Genomic DNA, 15,805 nt, shown 5'->3' on the forward strand with positions numbered 1-15,805 from the left:
TTGCCCGATTCAAGGTGATGCCATGACTACCCGCACCGAGGCTGTTAAAGCCTACCTGCTCGACCTGCAAGACCGCATTTGCAGCGCCCTGGAAACCTTCGAGACGGACACTCGCTTTATCGAAGACGCCTGGACCCGGCCCGCCGGTGGCGGCGGTCGCACCCGAGTGATCGAAAACGGTACGGTCATCGAAAAAGGCGGCGTTAACTTTTCCCACGTGTTCGGCAGCGGTCTCCCACCGTCCGCCAGCGCGCATCGCCCCGAGCTGGCCGGTCGCGGGTTTGAAGCCTTGGGCGTGTCGTTGGTGATCCACCCGCACAACCCGCATGTGCCGACGTCCCACGCCAATGTGCGCTTTTTCATCGCCGAAAAAGAAGGCGAAGAACCGGTGTGGTGGTTCGGGGGCGGCTTCGACCTCACGCCCTACTACGGCAACGAGGAAGACTGCATCCACTGGCACCGCGTTGCCGAGCAGGCCTGTGCGCGGTTCGGGCCGGACGTGTACTCGCGCTACAAAGCCTGGTGCGATACGTATTTCCATATCAAGCACCGCAACGAACCGCGCGGCATCGGCGGCCTGTTCTTCGACGATTTGAACGAGTGGGACTTCGACACCTGCTTCGCCTTCATCCGCGCCATCGGCAATGCGTACATCGACGCCTACCTGCCGATCGTGCAGCGCCGCAAGGCCATGGCTTACACCGAACAGCAGCGCCAGTTCCAGGAGTTCCGCCGAGGACGCTACGTCGAATTCAACCTGGTCTACGACCGTGGCACCCTGTTCGGCCTGCAGTCGGGCGGGCGCACCGAGTCGATCCTGATGTCGCTGCCACCGCAAGTGCGCTGGAGCTATGACTGGAAGGCCGAGGCCGGTAGCGAAGAAGCGCGTCTCACCGATTACTTCCTGCAAGACCGCGACTGGCTCGGCCTCGCCGCGCCCAAGGCGGCTGTCTGATGGACCGTTATGTGGTGTTCGGCAACCCTATCGGCCACAGCAAGTCGCCGTTGATTCATCGCATGTTCGCCGAGCAGACCGGCGAGCAACTGGACTACAGCACCTTGCTCGCGCCTTTGGAGGATTTCACCGGCTGTGCCCGTGAGTTTTTTCAGCAAGGCCGTGGCGCCAATGTCACGGTGCCATTCAAGGAAGACGCCTACCGCTTGGCCAACAGCCTGACTGAGCGTGCCCAGCGCGCCGGCGCGGTGAACACCCTGAGCAAGCTGGCCGACGGCACCCTGCTGGGTGACAACACCGACGGCGCCGGCCTGGTGCGCGACCTGAAGGTGAATGCCGGGTTGAACCTGCAAGGCAAACGCATCCTGTTGCTCGGTGCTGGCGGCGCGGTGCGTGGGGCGTTGGAGCCCCTGCTGGCCGAGCAGCCTGCCGCGCTGATCATCGCCAACCGCACGGTGGAAAAGGCCGAGTTGCTCGCCGAGCTGTTTGACGATCTGGGCCCTGTGTCGGCCAGCGGTTTCGACTGGCTGCGTGAGCCGGTGGACCTGATCATCAATGCCACGTCCGCGAGCCTGTCAGGCGATGTACCGCCGATTGCCAGCAGCCTGATCGAGCCGGGCAAGACCTTTTGCTACGACATGATGTACGCCAAGGAACCCACCGCGTTCTGCCGTTGGGCGACAGAGCATGGCGCAGCAGTGGCGATGGATGGCCTGGGCATGCTCGTGGAGCAGGCGGCGGAAGCGTTCTTCCTGTGGCGCGGTGTGCGCCCGGAGTCGGCGCCGGTCTTGGCTGAGTTGCGTAGGCAATTGGCTGCGGCCTAAATCTAAAAGTGAACACGGTCTAATGTGGGAGCTGGCTTGCCTGCGATGGCGGTGTAACAGATACAGAGGTGCTGGCTGATCCACCGCTATCGCAGGCAAGCCAGCTCCCACATTGTTTAACCGCATTCAGTCTTCGAAATGGATGGGGCAGTTGTCGGCCCCTTCGAGTTTTTTCAGCTCTTCCACCACCTGCGGCCTGGCCTTGCGCAACGTCAGGCTACGCCCCAACCCCTTCAATCGACGCGCCTCCTGGTGCAGCATCTCCACCCCGGAATAGTCGATAAAGTTGATCTGCTGCGCTTCGATCACCACCCGCTCACCCTGCAAGCTCTGCAGGCGCACTTGCAGGTAATGGCTGGCGCCAAAAAAGATCGAACCGCCGACCCGCAACACGTCTTCGTCACCGTCGCGCCACTGCTGAACACGCGGTTGCGAGGTGCGTTTGAGATAGAAGAACAGCGACGCCAGCACCCCGGCGTAAATCGCCGTTTGCAGCTCCAGCAGCAAGGTGGCAACGCACGTCAGGCTCATCACCACAAATTCTGCGCGGCTCACGCGAAACAGCGCGCGGATGCCGCGATGATCCACCAGGCCCCAGCAAATCAGCAGGATGCTCGCGGCCATGCTGGGGATTGGTATGTGCGCGATCAATGCCGCCCCAAATACGGCAAACAACGCCACCCAGCCGGCGGAAAACACGCCTGCCAAGGGTGAGCAAGCGCCCGCCTCGTAACTGAGGCCGGAGCGTGTAAAGGAACCGGCCGACAAGTAGCCAGAGAAAAATCCGCCGACGATATTGGATAAGCCCTGCGCGCGGACTTCCTGATTGGCGTCGAGCAATTGCTGCGAACGTGCCGACAGCGAGCGCGCAATCGACAAACTGGTCACTAGCCCGAGCATGCCCACCGCCACCGCGCTCGGCAGCAGGCGCAGGAGCATGTCCAGGTCCATCGGCAATGGGCTGAACGGCGGCAGTGTGCCCACAAACGAACTGACCCGCGCCACATGCCCGAACATCGACGGCCACAACCACGCCGCCAGGCTGCCCAAGGCCAGGGCGATCAACAGTGTTGGCCAGCGCGGCACCCGGTATTTGAGCAGCGCGCCCACCAGCAAAGTGCCCAGGCCCAAGGCGAGGGAGGCGTGGTCCCATTCGCCGGCGTGATCGATGAGCGCCAGCAAACTCTTGATCGCTGTGGCTTGGCTGGGCAGGTCCAACCCCAGCAGGTTGGGCAACTGCCCCAAGGCGATCACTACGGCCGCGCCGAGGGTGAACCCCAGCACCACCGAATGAGAGACGAAATTGACCAGCGCGCCAAAGCGCAGCAGACCCAGCAGCCACTGGAAAACGCCAGCGAGGACGGTCAGGAGCAGGATCAGCGTGATGTAGTCCTTCGACCCTGGCACGGCCAAGGGGCTGACGCTGGCGTAAAGCACGATGGAGATGGCGGCGGTAGGCCCGCAGATCAGGTGCCAGGAGGAACCCCACAGGCAGGCGATCAGTACCGGGACGATGGCGGCGTACAAGCCGTATTCGGGTGGGAGACCGGCGATCAGCGCGTAGGCAATCGACTGCGGCAGCGCGAGCACGGCACCGCTTAAGCCAACCATCGCGTCCCGGCCGACGCTGGCGCGGGTTTGGCGCGGGAGCCAGGCGAGGAAGGGCAAGAGAGTGTGTCGGTTGGGCCGGGGCATGAAAGGCTCGGTTCGAAAGGTTTGCATCAGGGTATCAGCACACACAGCCCCCCGTGGGAGCTGGCTTGCCTGCGATAGCATCACCTCTGTCTAACTGACAGACCGAGTTGTCTGCATCGCGGGCAAGCCAGCTCCCACAAAAGCCAGTTCCCAAAAGGATCGATGTCGGGGGGTTAGAGCTTGGCTTTGACTGCCGCCAACGCATCCTGGCCGTCCACGGTTTTTACGCCATCGAGCCACTTATCCAGCACCGCCGGATTGGCCTTGATCCAGGCCTTCGCCGCATCAGCGTTGCTGACTTTTTTATTCACCACCTCCGCCATGATGCTGTTCTCCATTTCCTGGGTGAAACTCAGGTTGGTCAGCAGTTTTCCGACATTCGGGCAGGCTTGTGCATAGCCCTTGCGGGTCAAGGTATAAACGCTGCCGGTATCACCGAAGTACTTCTCGCCGCCCTTGAGGTAATGCATTTTCAACTGCACGTTCATCGGGTGCGGCGTCCAGCCGAGGAAGGTCACGAATTTCTGTTTTTTAACCGCCCGCGACACTTCGGCGAGCATCGCCTGCTCACTCGACTCGATCAGCTTCCACTGGCCGAGGTCGAAGTCGTTCTTCTTGATGATGTCCTGCAGCGAGATATTGGCCGGCGCGCCGGAGCCGATGCCGTAGATCTTCTTGTCGAACTTGTCGGCAAACTTGTTCAGGTCGGCAAAGTCATGCACCCCGGCGTCCCACACGTAGTCCGGCACCGCGAGGGTGAACTCGGTGCCGTCGAGGTTTTTTGCCAGTTGCACCACATCGCCATTGGCCACGAACTTGTCATAGAAGCCCTGCTGCGCTGGCATCCAATTGCCCAGGAACACATCCACCTGGCCGTCCTTGAGCCCGCCAAAGGTGATCGGCACCGCCAGGGTGTCGACCTTGGCCTTGTAGCCCATGCCGTTCAACAGAAAACCGGTGATGGCATTGGTGGCGGCGATATCGCTCCAGCCTGGATCGGCCATCTTCACCGTGTCGCAGCCAGTGTCCGCGTACGCATTGGCGCTACTGAGCACCAACATGCCCAGCACTACAGTCAACTTTTGCATGGCCTTCCCTCTGTCTATTTATGGGTGTTGGCAGGGTTGTGGGTAACGTGCCTTGCGCTCCAGGTCGTCGAGGTCGATGTGGTTGCGCATGTATTGCTGACTGGCGTCCACCAGTGGCTGGTGATCCCAGCTCTTCAGCTTGCCTTGGGTCAGCGCCTCAAACACCAGGCGGCGACGGCGTTGGCTGGCGAGCACCTGCTGGTGGATCGCCGGGATGTCCCATTTGGCCCGCGCCTCACTCAAAAACGCCTCGAACAGTGGCCGGTGTTCCGGTGACCGGCTGAGGTTATCCCGCTCGTGCGGGTCGTGGTGCACATCGAACAGTAGACAAGGATCGTCCTCGCTGTAGATGAACTTGTACGCGCCACGGCGAATCATCATCAGCGGGCTGATGGTGCCTTCGGCCATGTATTCGCCAAACACTTCGTCGTGGCCGCCCTGCCCCTGCAAGTGCGGGACCAGCGAGCGTCCGTCCAGCGGCAAGCGTGGGTCCAGCTCGCCGCCGGCCAGCTCTACCAACGTCGGCAACAGGTCGGCCGTGGAAACCGCTTTGGTTACGCGGCCCGCCGCGAATTGCCCCGGCGCACTGACCAGCAGCGGCACGCGGGCGGCCATTTCAAACCAGTGCATTTTGTACCAGAGGCCGCGCTCGCCGAGCATGTCGCCGTGGTCGCCGGAGAAGATGATGATCGTGTCATCGGTAAGGCCGGTGTCTTCCAGGGTTTGCAGGAGTTTGCCGACGTTGCTGTCGATGTAGCTGCACGCGCCAAAATAGGCGCGGCGCGCATCACGGATCTTGTTCAGCGGCAGGGGCTTGTCCCATAGGTCGTAGACCTTGAGCAGGCGCTGCGAATGCGGGTCGAGGTCGGCCTGGGCCGGCGTCGTAGGCAACGGGATGTCGGCATCGTCGTACAGATCCCAAAACGGCTTGGGAATGGTGTACGGGTCGTGTGGGTGAGTCATCGACACGGTCAGGCAGAACGGCTGGTCACCCTCATTGCGGATATGGTCGAACAGGTACTGCTGGGCCTTGAACACCACCTCTTCGTCGAAATCCAGCTGGTTGGTGCGCACGCACGGGCCGGCTTGCAGCACCGATGCCATGTTGTGATACCAAGTGGGGCGCACGTCCGGCTCATCCCAGTTCACCGCCCAGCCATAGTCGGCGGGGTAAATGTCGCTGGTCAGGCGTTCTTCATAGCCGTGCAACTGGTCAGGGCCGCAGAAGTGCATCTTGCCCGACAGCGCGGTGCGGTAGCCGAGGCGGCGCAGGTAGTGGGCATAGGTCGGTACATCGCCAGGGAAATCTGCCGCGTTGTCGTAGGCGCCGATCTTGCTCGGCAACTGGCCGCTGACCAGCGTGAACCGCGATGGCGCGCACAGCGGGCTGTTGCAATAGGCGGCGTCGAACACCACACCCTGTTCGGCGAGGCGGCTCAGGTTTGGCAGTTTGATCGGGGAAGGTCCGTAGAACGGAAGCAGCGGCGCGGCCATTTGATCGGCCATGATGAAAAGAATGTTCTTGCGCTTCATGAGTCTTCGGCATTCCATAGGCGGTGTTTATGCGAATGAGCATGCGGCCCATGGAAAATGGGGTAAAGCCCATGAAAAGCAATGTCTAGGATAAGCACAGCTTATGTATGAAGCCCTTGGCGATGTATCCCTCGACCTGCTGCGCGCGTTCGAGGCGGCGGCGCGTCATCGCAGCTTCACTGCTGCGGCCATGGAGCTGGGCACTACCCAGCCTGCCATTAGCCAGCAGATCAAGCGCCTCGAAGAACAGCTGGCGATTCGCCTGTTTGATCGCATTTACCGTGGCATTGAATTGACCGATGCCGGCGCCCTGCTGTTCGAGCATGTGCAAGGCGGGTTGCAGACCATCAACCAAGGCCTGAGCGCGATCACCCAGCAGGACCAGCATGAAGTGCTGCAAGTGGCCACCGACTTCGCCTTCGCCGCCTATTGGCTGATGCCGCGCCTGCACCGCTTTCACCAGGCCAACCCGCAGGTAGACGTCAGCCTGGTCACCAGCGAACGCAACCATGCCACTTTGCGCAGCGATATCGACGTGGCGGTGTTGTTTGGCGATGGACGTTTCAAACAGGGCGACAGCCTCTGGCTGTTCAACGAGGAAGTGTTCCCGGTGTGCAGCCCGCAATGGCTCAAGGACCAGACCACGCCGCTGACCGTGCAGACGCTGCAGGACTGTCCGCTGCTGCACCTGCGCCAGGAAAACAATAGCCAGTGGTTCGACTGGAGCGGCGTGTTTCGCGAGCTGGGCATTACCACCGCGCCCACACCCGGCCAACTGCGCTTCGACAACTACACCCTATTGATCCAGGCCGCGATTGCCGGCCAGGGCGTGGCCATCGGCTGGCGCCATTTGGTGGATAACCTGCTGGAGCAGAACTGGCTGTGTCGGCCGATCAGCGACACGGTGATCTCACGCTTCGGTTATTACGTGGTCCAGCCCCAGCGCAAACGCCGGGGGCAGTTGGTCGAACGCTTTGTCGACTGGCTGGTGGCCGAGCAAGCCCGCAGCGCACAGTCGCTGACCGGGCTGGCCCTGCCGTCGATTGCGGTCTAGGATCGGCGCATATTGGATCCGGATTTCGCCATGCAACGTATCAAGGGCTACCACGCTCATATCTACTTCGACGCCAGCACCATCGACCAGGCGCGCCAGCTCTGCGAGGACGCGGCCAAGCTGTTTCCGTTGCGCATGGGCCGCGTGCATGAACGCCCGGTGGGCCCGCACCCGGACTGGAGTTGCCAGCTGGCGTTCGAGCCGGAATACATCGGTGTGGTGTTGCCATGGCTGGCTTTGCATCGCGAGGGGCTGGTGGTGTTCCTGCACCCTGATACCGGCGATGACCTGAAGGATCACACCGATTACGCGATCTGGATGGGCGCGATGCGCGAGCTGGATCTGTCTATTTTTTAACCAGTGCGTATAAAAAGTCCCATCCCCTTGGGCAGAGGCGATGGGATTTTTTATGATTTAACCCACTATGTGGGACTGTTATTTATATATTGAGATATCGCCAGTCATAGGTTTATATTCGCCCATCTGCTTTTTTCAGCACCCACTCATTTCAGGTGAAGCGATGCAGGCGCAATTGATCGCGCTCGACTGGGGGACCAGCTCCCTTCGTGCTTATAAACTCGGCCCGGCCGGCAAGGTGCTCGACCAGCGCGCACTGGCGTTCGGCATCATGCACCTGCCCAGTGAACCCCGGGACATTGCCGGCGTGCGTTGCAGCGATGGCTTCGAGTTGGCGTTTGACGCGGCCTGCGGCGACTGGCTCGACGCCCAGCCCGACTTGCCGGTGATCGCCTGCGGCATGGTCGGCAGTGCCCAGGGCTGGAGTGAAGCGGCGTATCGCAACACGCCGGTCGATGTCGCGAGCCTCGGCCAGGCGCTGCACAGCGTGCGGAGCCTGCGCGGGGTGGCGGTGCATATCGTACCCGGCGTGATCGAACAGGTGGGCTTGCCCAATGTGATGCGCGGCGAAGAAACCCAGGTGCTGGGCGTGCTGCAAGGCCTCGCGGCTGAGGTATTGATCGGCCTGCCGGGCAGTCATTCCAAATGGGTCGAGGTGGTGGATGGCTGCATCACACACTTTGACACCTTCATGACCGGCGAACTGTTTGCCGTGCTGAGCCAGCACAGCATTCTCGGCCGTACGCAAAAAACCTCCGACCACTTCCAGGCCGAGGCCTTTGATCGCGGCGTGCAGGTGGCACTCTCCAACGACGGCCAGCGTGGCGTGCTCTCGACATTGTTCAGCGCCCGCACACTCGGGCTGACCGCCGAATTGGCTCCCGACCAGCAACCGGATTACCTGTCCGGCCTGCTGATCGGGCATGAACTCGCCGGTTTGCCGGCCCCTGCAAAACACAAGCCCATCGTCCTGGTCGGCACCGCAGCGCTCTGCGCCCGTTACCAGCGCGCCCTCGCCCTCTGCGGTTTCGCCCACGTCAGCCTGGCGCAAGCCGCCACCGAACGCGGCCTGTGGCAATTGGCCGTGGCGGCCGGGCTCACTCAACCGGCCCTGGAGGCCTGACATGCTCAAGCAAGCACTCGCACACAACGGTTTGATCGCAATCCTGCGCGGTGTACGGCCGGACGAAGCTGAAGCAATCGGCCAAGTGCTCTATCAGGCCGGCTTTCGCGTGATCGAAGTTCCGCTCAATTCGCCGGACCCTTACACCAGCATCCGCACGCTGCGCGACAGCCTGCCCGCCGATTGCCTGATCGGCGCGGGCACCGTGTTGACGCCCGAGCAGGTCGAGCACGTCAAAGCCGCCGGTGGCCAAGTGATCGTCATGCCCCACAGCGATGCCAAGGTGCTACGCGCCGCGAAAGCGGCGGGCTTGTACCTGTCGCCGGGTGTGGCCACGCCCACCGAAGCCTTCGCTGCGTTGGCCGAGGGCGCCGACGTGCTGAAGCTGTTCCCGGCCGAGCAAATGGGCCCGGCAGTGATCAAGGCGTGGCTGGCGGTATTGCCGGCCGGCACATTGCTGCTGCCGGTCGGCGGCGTGACCCCGGACAACATGCAGGTGTATTTCGACGCAGGCGCCAAGGGCTTCGGCCTGGGGTCCGGGTTGTTCAAGCCGGGCATGTCTGTGGGTCAAGTGGCGAGCAGTGCCCAGGCGTATGTCGCCGCCTGGAATGCGCTGAATTGATGCCCTGAAAAGAACGCACGTTTTGCGCCCTCGGCGCTGCATCGACAAGAGAGATAAGAAGATGAAAATCACCAAACTGACCACCTTCATCGTCCCGCCGCGCTGGTGCTTCCTAAAGGTCGAAACCGACCAGGGCGTGACCGGCTGGGGTGAACCTGTGGTCGAGGGCCGCGCGCACACTGTGGCGGCGGCTGTCGAAGAACTTTCCGACTACCTGATCGGCAAAGACCCACGCAATATCGAAGACATCTGGACGGTGCTCTATCGCGGCGGCTTCTACCGGGGCGGCGCCGTGCACATGAGCGCTCTCGCGGGTATCGACCAGGCGCTGTGGGACATCAAGGGCAAGGCGTTGGGCGTGTCGGTCAGCGATCTGTTGGGCGGCCAGGTGCGCGACAAGATTCGCGTGTATTCATGGATCGGCGGCGACCGCCCCGCCGATACCGCGCGTGCCGCCAAAGAGGCCGTGGCCCGTGGCTTCACTGCCGTGAAAATGAACGGCACCGAGGAGCTGCAGTTTGTCGACAGTTTCGAAAAAGTCGACCTGGCCCTGGCTAACGTTGCCGCCGTGCGCGATGCGGTGGGCCCGAACGTCGGCATTGGCGTCGACTTCCATGGTCGCGTGCACAAGCCCATGGCCAAGGTGCTGATGAAAGAACTCGACCCTTACAAACTGATGTTTATCGAAGAGCCGGTGCTCAGCGAAAACTACGAAGCGCTCAAAGAACTGGCGCCGCTGACCAGCACGCCGATTGCCTTGGGCGAGCGCCTGTTCTCGCGCTGGGACTTCAAGCGCGTGCTCAGCGAAGGTTACGTCGACATCATCCAGCCGGACGCCTCCCACGCCGGCGGCATCACCGAAACCCGCAAGATCGCCAACATGGCCGAAGCCTACGACGTGGCCCTGGCCCTGCACTGCCCGCTCGGCCCGATCGCCCTGGCGGCCTGCCTGCAATTGGACGCGGTTTGCTACAACGCGTTTATCCAGGAACAAAGCCTGGGCATCCACTACAACGAGAGCAACGACCTGCTTGACTATGTGCGTGACCCGGGCGTGTTCGACTATGACAAAGGCTTTGTGAAAATCCCCAACGGGCCAGGCCTGGGCATCGAGATCAACGAGGAATACGTGATCGAGCGCGCGGCTATCGGCCACCGCTGGCGCAACCCGATCTGGCGGCATGCCGACGGCAGCTTTGCCGAGTGGTAATCAACCCCTGACGAAATCGGACACAAAATGTGGGAGGGGGCTTGCCCCCGATGGCGGTGTATCAGTTGATGCATTCGGTGACTGGCCTCCTCATCGGGGGCAAGTCCCCTCCCACATCCCGGTTTACTCAGTAAGACCTGTCCTCAATAAACATAAGAAGAGGCAACCCCTCATGCACCCTGAATCCTTCACCGGGCAGGCTTCTCTTGTCACGCCCAGCAGAAAGCGTTTCTTCATCATGGTGCTGCTGTTTATCACCGTGGTGATCAACTACCTCGACCGCAGCAACCTGTCGATTGCCGCCCCGGCGCTGACCAGCGAGCTGGGCATCGACCCGGTGCATGTCGGGCTGATCTTCTCGGCGTTCGGCTGGACCTACGCCGCCATGCAGATCCCCGGCGGCTGGCTGGTGGACCGTGTGCCGCCCCGCATTCTCTACACCGTGGCCTTGCTGCTGTGGTCGATTGCCACCGTGATGCTCGGTTTTGCCGCCAGCTTTATCGCGCTGTTTGTGCTGCGCATGGCGGTCGGCGCGCTGGAAGCGCCGGCCTATCCGATCAACAGTCGCGTGGTCACCACCTGGTTTCCCGAACGCGAGCGTGCCACGGCCATTGGCGTTTACACCTCCGGCCAGTTTGTCGGGCTGGCGTTTCTCACGCCGGTACTGGCCTGGCTGCAACACGCGTTCGGCTGGCACATGGTGTTTGTCGCCACCGGTGGCGTGGGCATTGTGTGGGCGCTGATCTGGTACGCGGTGTACCGCGAGCCGAAGGACTTCAAAGGCGCCAATGCGGCTGAAATCGAGCTGATCCGCGAAGGCGGCGGGCTCGTGGATATGCAGGCCAAGGCGGTCAAGGCGCCTTTCAGTTGGGTCGATCTTGGGATCGTACTGAGCAAGCGCAAACTGTGGGGCATCTACCTGGGGCAGTTCTGCCTGAACTCCACGTTGTGGTTTTTTCTGACGTGGTTCCCGACCTACCTGGTGAAATATCGCGGCATGGACTTCATCAAGTCGGGCTTGCTGGCGTCGCTGCCCTTTCTGGCGGCGTTTGTGGGTGTGCTGTGTTCGGGGCTGTTTTCTGACTGGCTGATTCGCCGCGGCACGTCGGTAGGCTTTGCGCGCAAGTTGCCGATTATTGGTGGGCTGTTGATTTCTACCGCGATCATTGGCGCCAACTATGTGGATTCGACGGCGTGGGTGATTGCGTTTCTGGCGGTGGCGTTCTTTGGGAACGGTTTGGCGTCGATTACCTGGTCGCTGGTGTCGACCTTGGCGCCGGCGCGGCTGCTGGGGTTGACCGGAGGGGTGTTTAACTTCATCGGTAACTTGTCGGCGATTACTACGCCGATTGTGATTGGCTTTTTGGCCAGTGGTGATTCGTTTGCGCCGGCGATTACCTACATTGCGGTGCTGGCGTTGTTGGGCGCGCTGTCCTATGTGTTGCTTGTAGGCAAAGTCGAACGTATAGAACTGAAGGAATAGCCTGTCGCGAGCGGGCCTCCTGTGGCGAGCGGGGCTTGCTGTGGCGAGCGGGCTTGCTCCGCGTTGGGCTGCGCAGCAGCCCCATCAAGGCTACTGCGGTCTTTCAGGGACACCGCGTTATCCGGTTCCGGGGGCGCTTCGCACCCCAACGCGGGGCAAGCCCGCTCACCACGCCAAGCTCCGTCGCCACGACAAGCCCGCTCACCACAGGGTAGTGCGAGGGATTAGTTGAGTACGCCGTCCAGAATCTCGTAGACGATGCCGGTGCCGACTGCGATCAAGACCACGTCCGGGCCGGAACGGCGCCATTCATAACCCTGGTAAACCGGCAGGCGTGCCAGGGCGCGGTTGTCCAGGCGTTCGCCGTAGTAGCCGCGTGGCAGTGGCTGGCCGCGGACCAGGCGTACATTCGGTGGCGGCGGTGCGCCACGGGCGAACTGGCCGTGGTTGTCGTGGATGATCTGCCGTACCGGGCCGAAGTCCTGAGGCGGGCCGCGACGGTTGTCCTGCGGGCCACGGTGGTCATCGCCACGTTGCTCGTGCTGGCCTTGCAGACCGCCACGGCCAGGGCCATTGTCATCGCCCCGTTGGTCGGGCGGCGCGGCCTGCACCAAGGCACTCGCGCCGAGCATCAGCACGCCGAGACCAGCGATCAAGCGTTTAGGCATTTTCATGGGGTGTTTCCTCAGTACTGCACGAACAAAAAAGGGATTTCGAACCGGGTTCGAAATCCCTTGGTCTTGTCAGTTTAGGTACTGATTCGACAGTATGATTCCTCTGTATCAGGAACTTTACCTACTGCTACACGGCGTTTACTTACGGGCGTTGCGAACGCCTTCCGACAGCGCCGCGCACAAGGTCAACACGCCATCAATTGCCTGCTGATCATTTTTGGCAGTGGCGATGTGATCGATCAACGCCGAACCCACCACCACACCGTCTGCCAGGCGCGCGATAGCGGCGGCCTGTTCCGGCGTGCGGATACCAAAGCCAATGCTGATCGGCAGATCGGTATGCCGACGCAGGCGAGTCACGGCTTCTTCAACGTGCTCCAGGGTGGCCGCACCGGCACCGGTCACACCGGCCACCGACACGTAGTACACAAAGCCGGAGCTGCCATTGAGCACGGTCGGCAGACGCACGTCATCGGTGGTCGGCGTGGTCAGGCGGATAAAGTCGATGCCTGCTGCCTGGGCCGGGTCGCACAGCTCGCCGTTATGCTCAGGCGGCATGTCGACCACGATCAGGCCGTCTACGCCGGCTTCCTTGGCGTCGCTGATGAACTGCGGCACGCCATATTTGTGGATCGGGTTGAAGTAGCCCATCAGCACCAGCGGCGTGTCGTTGTTGTCTTTGCGGAACTCGCGAACCATCTGCAGGGTTTTCGCCAGGTTCTGCTTGGCTTCCAGCGCGCGGATGTTGGCCAGCTGAATCGCCGGGCCGTCGGCCATCGGGTCGGTGAAGGGCATGCCCAGCTCGATCACGTCGGCACCAGCTGCCGGCAGGCCTTTGAGGATCGCCAGCGAGGTGTCATAACCCGGGTCGCCGGCGGTGACGAAAGTCACCAGGGCGGCGCGATTTTGTTCTTTGAGTTGCGCAAAACGTGTTTGCAGGCGGCTCATCAGTGTTTCTCCTGCTTCGACTGTTCCATATGGTGCATCACGGTTTGCATGTCTTTGTCGCCACGGCCGGAGAGGTTGAGCACCATCAGGTGATCTTTCGGCAGGTTCGGTGCGCGTTTGAACACTTCAGCCAGGGCGTGGGCGCTTTCCAGTGCAGGAATAATCCCTTCCAGGCGGCAGCATTTGTGGAACGCCTCGAGGGCTTCGTCGTCGGTCACCGAGGTGTACTGGACGCGGCCGATGTCATGCAACCAGGCGTGTTCAGGGCCGATGCCCGGGTAGTCGAGGCCGGCGGAAATCGAGTGGGCGTCAATGATCTGGCCGTCGTCATCCTGCAGCAGGAAGGTGCGGTTGCCGTGCAGCACGCCAGGTACGCCACCGTTTAGGCTGGCGGCGTGCTTGCCGGTTTCGATGCCGTGGCCGGCCGCTTCAACGCCGATGATCTCGACGCTGGTGTCATCCAGGAACGGGTGGAACAGGCCCATGGCATTGGAACCGCCGCCGATGCACGCCACCAGGCTGTCCGGCAGGCGGCCTTCCTGGGCTTGCAGTTGGTCGCGGGTTTCTTTGCCGATCACGGCCTGGAAGTCGCGCACCATCGCCGGGTAGGGGTGTGGGCCGGCTACGGTGCCGATCAGGTAGAAGGTATCGTCGACGTTGGTTACCCAGTCACGCAGGGCTTCGTTCATCGCGTCTTTGAGGGTGCCGGTGCCGGCGACCACCGGGATTACTTCGGCGCCCAGCAGCTTCATGCGGAACACGTTGGCCTGCTGGCGCTCGATGTCGGTGGTGCCCATGTAAATCACACAGTCGAGGCCAAAACGCGCAGCCACGGTGGCGGTGGCCACGCCGTGCATGCCGGCGCCGGTCTCGGCGATGATGCGTTTCTTGCCCATGCGCCGCGCCAGCAGGATCTGGCCGATGCAGTTGTTGATCTTGTGCGCGCCGGTGTGGTTGAGCTCTTCGCGCTTGAGGTAAATCTTGGCGCCGCCGCAGAATTCAGTCAGACGCTCAGCGAAATACAACGGGCTTGGACGTCCGACGTAGTCGCGCTGGAAGTAGGCCAATTCTTCGTTGAATGCCGGATCGATCTTGGCCGCTTCGTATTCGCGGGCCAGGTCGAGGATTAACGGCATCAGGGTTTCAGCGACGTAGCGGCCGCCGAACGCGCCAAACAAGCCGTTGGCGTCTGGGCCGTTGCGTAGATCGGTCTGGGACTGAGTCATGGGGCGCTCCAGTAAAGAATGTGAGGAGAGGCAATGAGCGCCACTCTACCCCTGACGCGCTACGCTGAAAACCGATAAGATCGCCGCAACCTGTCAGGAAAACTCACAGATGAGCCGAGACCTTCCACCCCTCAATGCCTTGCGTGCATTTGAAGCCACAGCCCGGCTCAACAGCGTTAGCCAGGCTGCCGAGCAACTCCATGTGACCCATGGCGCCGTCAGCCGCCAGTTGAAGGTGCTGGAGGAGCATTTGGGTGTCAGCCTGTTCGCCAAGGATGGGCGCGGCCTTAAACTCACAGATGCCGGTGTTCGGCTACGCGATGCCAGCGCAGAGGCGTTCGAACGTTTGAGGGATGTCTGCGCCGAGCTGACCCAGGCCAGCGCCGACGCGCCGTTCGTGCTGGGCTGTTCGGGCAGTTTGTTGGCGCGTTGGTTGATCCCGCGCCTGGGCCGCTTGAACGCCGACCTGCCGGACTTGCGCTTGCACCTGTCAGCAGGTGACGGCGATCTCGACCCCAGGCGTCCCGGCCTCGACGCCCTGCTGGTGTTCGCTGAGCCGCCGTGGCCGGCGGACATGCAGGTGTACGAGTTGGCCAGTGAGCGCATCGGCCCGGTGATGAGCCCGCGCTTCGCCGGTTACGAGCGTTTGCGCCAAGCCCCGGCGCATGCCCTGTGCGGCGAAGCCTTGTTGCACACCACCTCGCGCCCGCAAGCCTGGCCCAGTTGGGCGCAGCAATACGGCATCGCACCCGGCGCGTTGAAACACGGCCAGGGGTTTGAGCATTTGTATTATTTACTGGAGGCGGCAGTGGCAGGGCTTGGGGTGGCAATTGCGCCAGAGCCGCTGGTGGCAGAGGACCTGCGTGCGGGTCGCCTGGTGGCGCCGTGGGGTTTCAGCGAAACCCTGGCGCACCTGGCGCTGTGGCTACCCAAGCGCGCCGCAGACGGGCGCGCGGGTCAACTGGCGCAGTGGCTCAAGGCAGAGCTGTTGCGCCAGCCGGTGTAGCCGATAT

The 15,805-nt window shown here is 62.2% G+C and carries 15 protein-coding genes; 9 read left to right on the plus strand and 6 right to left on the minus strand.

The annotated features are described in order from the left end of the window. The first annotated feature begins 22 nt into the window (after positions 1–22). Positions 23–955 carry an oxygen-dependent coproporphyrinogen oxidase gene (gene hemF / locus C4J83_RS00110; protein WP_119741272.1) on the plus strand — a complete coding sequence of 311 codons (933 nt, stop codon included), beginning with the start codon at positions 23–25 and terminating at the stop codon, positions 953–955. After that, positions 955–1,779 carry a shikimate dehydrogenase gene (gene aroE / locus C4J83_RS00115; protein ID WP_124416080.1) on the plus strand — a complete coding sequence of 275 codons (825 nt, stop codon included), beginning with the start codon at positions 955–957 and terminating at the stop codon, positions 1,777–1,779. The genes hemF and aroE overlap by 1 nt, the downstream gene beginning before the upstream one ends. 126 nt (positions 1,780–1,905) lie before the next feature. On the opposite strand, the gene C4J83_RS00120 is transcribed toward aroE, so the two are convergent. From C4J83_RS00120 to betC, 3 genes are all read right to left on the minus strand, one after another. After that, positions 1,906–3,474: a SulP family inorganic anion transporter gene (locus tag C4J83_RS00120; protein ID WP_124416081.1), complete on the minus strand. Its 1,569-nt coding sequence runs from the start codon at positions 3,472–3,474 to the stop codon at positions 1,906–1,908. 173 nt (positions 3,475–3,647) lie between these two features. After that, positions 3,648–4,562: a choline ABC transporter substrate-binding protein gene (choX, locus tag C4J83_RS00130; RefSeq protein ID WP_124416082.1), complete on the minus strand. Its 915-nt coding sequence runs from the start codon at positions 4,560–4,562 to the stop codon at positions 3,648–3,650. A gap of 18 nt (positions 4,563–4,580) precedes the next feature. Then, positions 4,581–6,095: a choline-sulfatase gene (gene betC, locus C4J83_RS00135; protein ID WP_124416083.1), complete on the minus strand. Its 1,515-nt coding sequence runs from the start codon at positions 6,093–6,095 to the stop codon at positions 4,581–4,583. A gap of 103 nt (positions 6,096–6,198) precedes the next feature. Here betC and C4J83_RS00140 point away from each other — a divergent pair, with 103 nt between their 5' ends. The 6 genes from C4J83_RS00140 (at position 6,199) to C4J83_RS00165 (ending at position 11,944) form a co-directional block, all read left to right on the plus strand. Next, entirely contained in the window at positions 6,199–7,149 is a 951-nt protein-coding gene (locus C4J83_RS00140) for a choline sulfate utilization transcriptional regulator (protein ID WP_119741280.1), read from the plus strand. 30 nt (positions 7,150–7,179) lie between these two features. Beyond that, positions 7,180–7,506 carry a DOPA 4,5-dioxygenase family protein gene (locus C4J83_RS00145; protein ID WP_106575995.1) on the plus strand — a complete coding sequence of 109 codons (327 nt, stop codon included), beginning with the start codon at positions 7,180–7,182 and terminating at the stop codon, positions 7,504–7,506. 163 nt (positions 7,507–7,669) lie between these two features. Next, complete coding sequence (locus tag C4J83_RS00150; protein ID WP_124416084.1) at positions 7,670–8,629, plus strand: 2-dehydro-3-deoxygalactonokinase; 960 nt, start codon at positions 7,670–7,672, stop codon at positions 8,627–8,629. Position 8,630: 1 nt separating this feature from the next. Continuing rightward, positions 8,631–9,251 (plus strand): 2-dehydro-3-deoxy-6-phosphogalactonate aldolase, encoded by a 621-nt coding sequence (locus C4J83_RS00155; RefSeq protein ID WP_106575997.1) that lies wholly within the window; start codon positions 8,631–8,633, stop codon positions 9,249–9,251. A gap of 61 nt (positions 9,252–9,312) precedes the next feature. Then, positions 9,313–10,461 (plus strand): galactonate dehydratase, encoded by a 1,149-nt coding sequence (gene dgoD / locus C4J83_RS00160; RefSeq protein WP_017137927.1) that lies wholly within the window; start codon positions 9,313–9,315, stop codon positions 10,459–10,461. A 172-nt stretch (positions 10,462–10,633) separates the two neighbouring features. Beyond that, positions 10,634–11,944: an MFS transporter gene (locus C4J83_RS00165; protein ID WP_124416085.1), complete on the plus strand. Its 1,311-nt coding sequence runs from the start codon at positions 10,634–10,636 to the stop codon at positions 11,942–11,944. A gap of 224 nt (positions 11,945–12,168) precedes the next feature. Here C4J83_RS00165 and C4J83_RS00170 read toward each other — a convergent pair whose 3' ends face one another. From C4J83_RS00170 to trpB, 3 genes are all read right to left on the minus strand, one after another. Continuing rightward, on the minus strand, positions 12,169–12,618 hold the full coding sequence (locus C4J83_RS00170; protein ID WP_124416086.1) for an anti-virulence regulator CigR family protein: 450 nt from the start codon (positions 12,616–12,618) through the stop codon (positions 12,169–12,171). A gap of 138 nt (positions 12,619–12,756) precedes the next feature. Beyond that, a complete protein-coding gene (gene trpA / locus C4J83_RS00175) occupies positions 12,757–13,566 on the minus strand; it encodes a tryptophan synthase subunit alpha (RefSeq protein WP_119741286.1) in 810 nt (269 codons plus the stop codon). Continuing rightward, positions 13,566–14,792, minus strand: coding sequence for a tryptophan synthase subunit beta (gene trpB / locus C4J83_RS00180; protein WP_106576001.1), 1,227 nt, complete (start codon positions 14,790–14,792; stop codon positions 13,566–13,568). Before trpB ends, trpA begins: the two co-directional genes overlap by 1 nt. A gap of 109 nt (positions 14,793–14,901) precedes the next feature. Between trpB and C4J83_RS00185 the strand changes: the two genes are divergently transcribed. Continuing rightward, positions 14,902–15,798 (plus strand): LysR family transcriptional regulator, encoded by an 897-nt coding sequence (locus C4J83_RS00185; protein WP_124416087.1) that lies wholly within the window; start codon positions 14,902–14,904, stop codon positions 15,796–15,798. The last annotated feature ends 7 nt before the right edge of the window (positions 15,799–15,805 follow it).

The organism is Pseudomonas sp. LBUM920 (assembly GCF_003852315.1).
In the GTDB taxonomy this organism is placed as follows: domain Bacteria; phylum Pseudomonadota; class Gammaproteobacteria; order Pseudomonadales; family Pseudomonadaceae; genus Aquipseudomonas.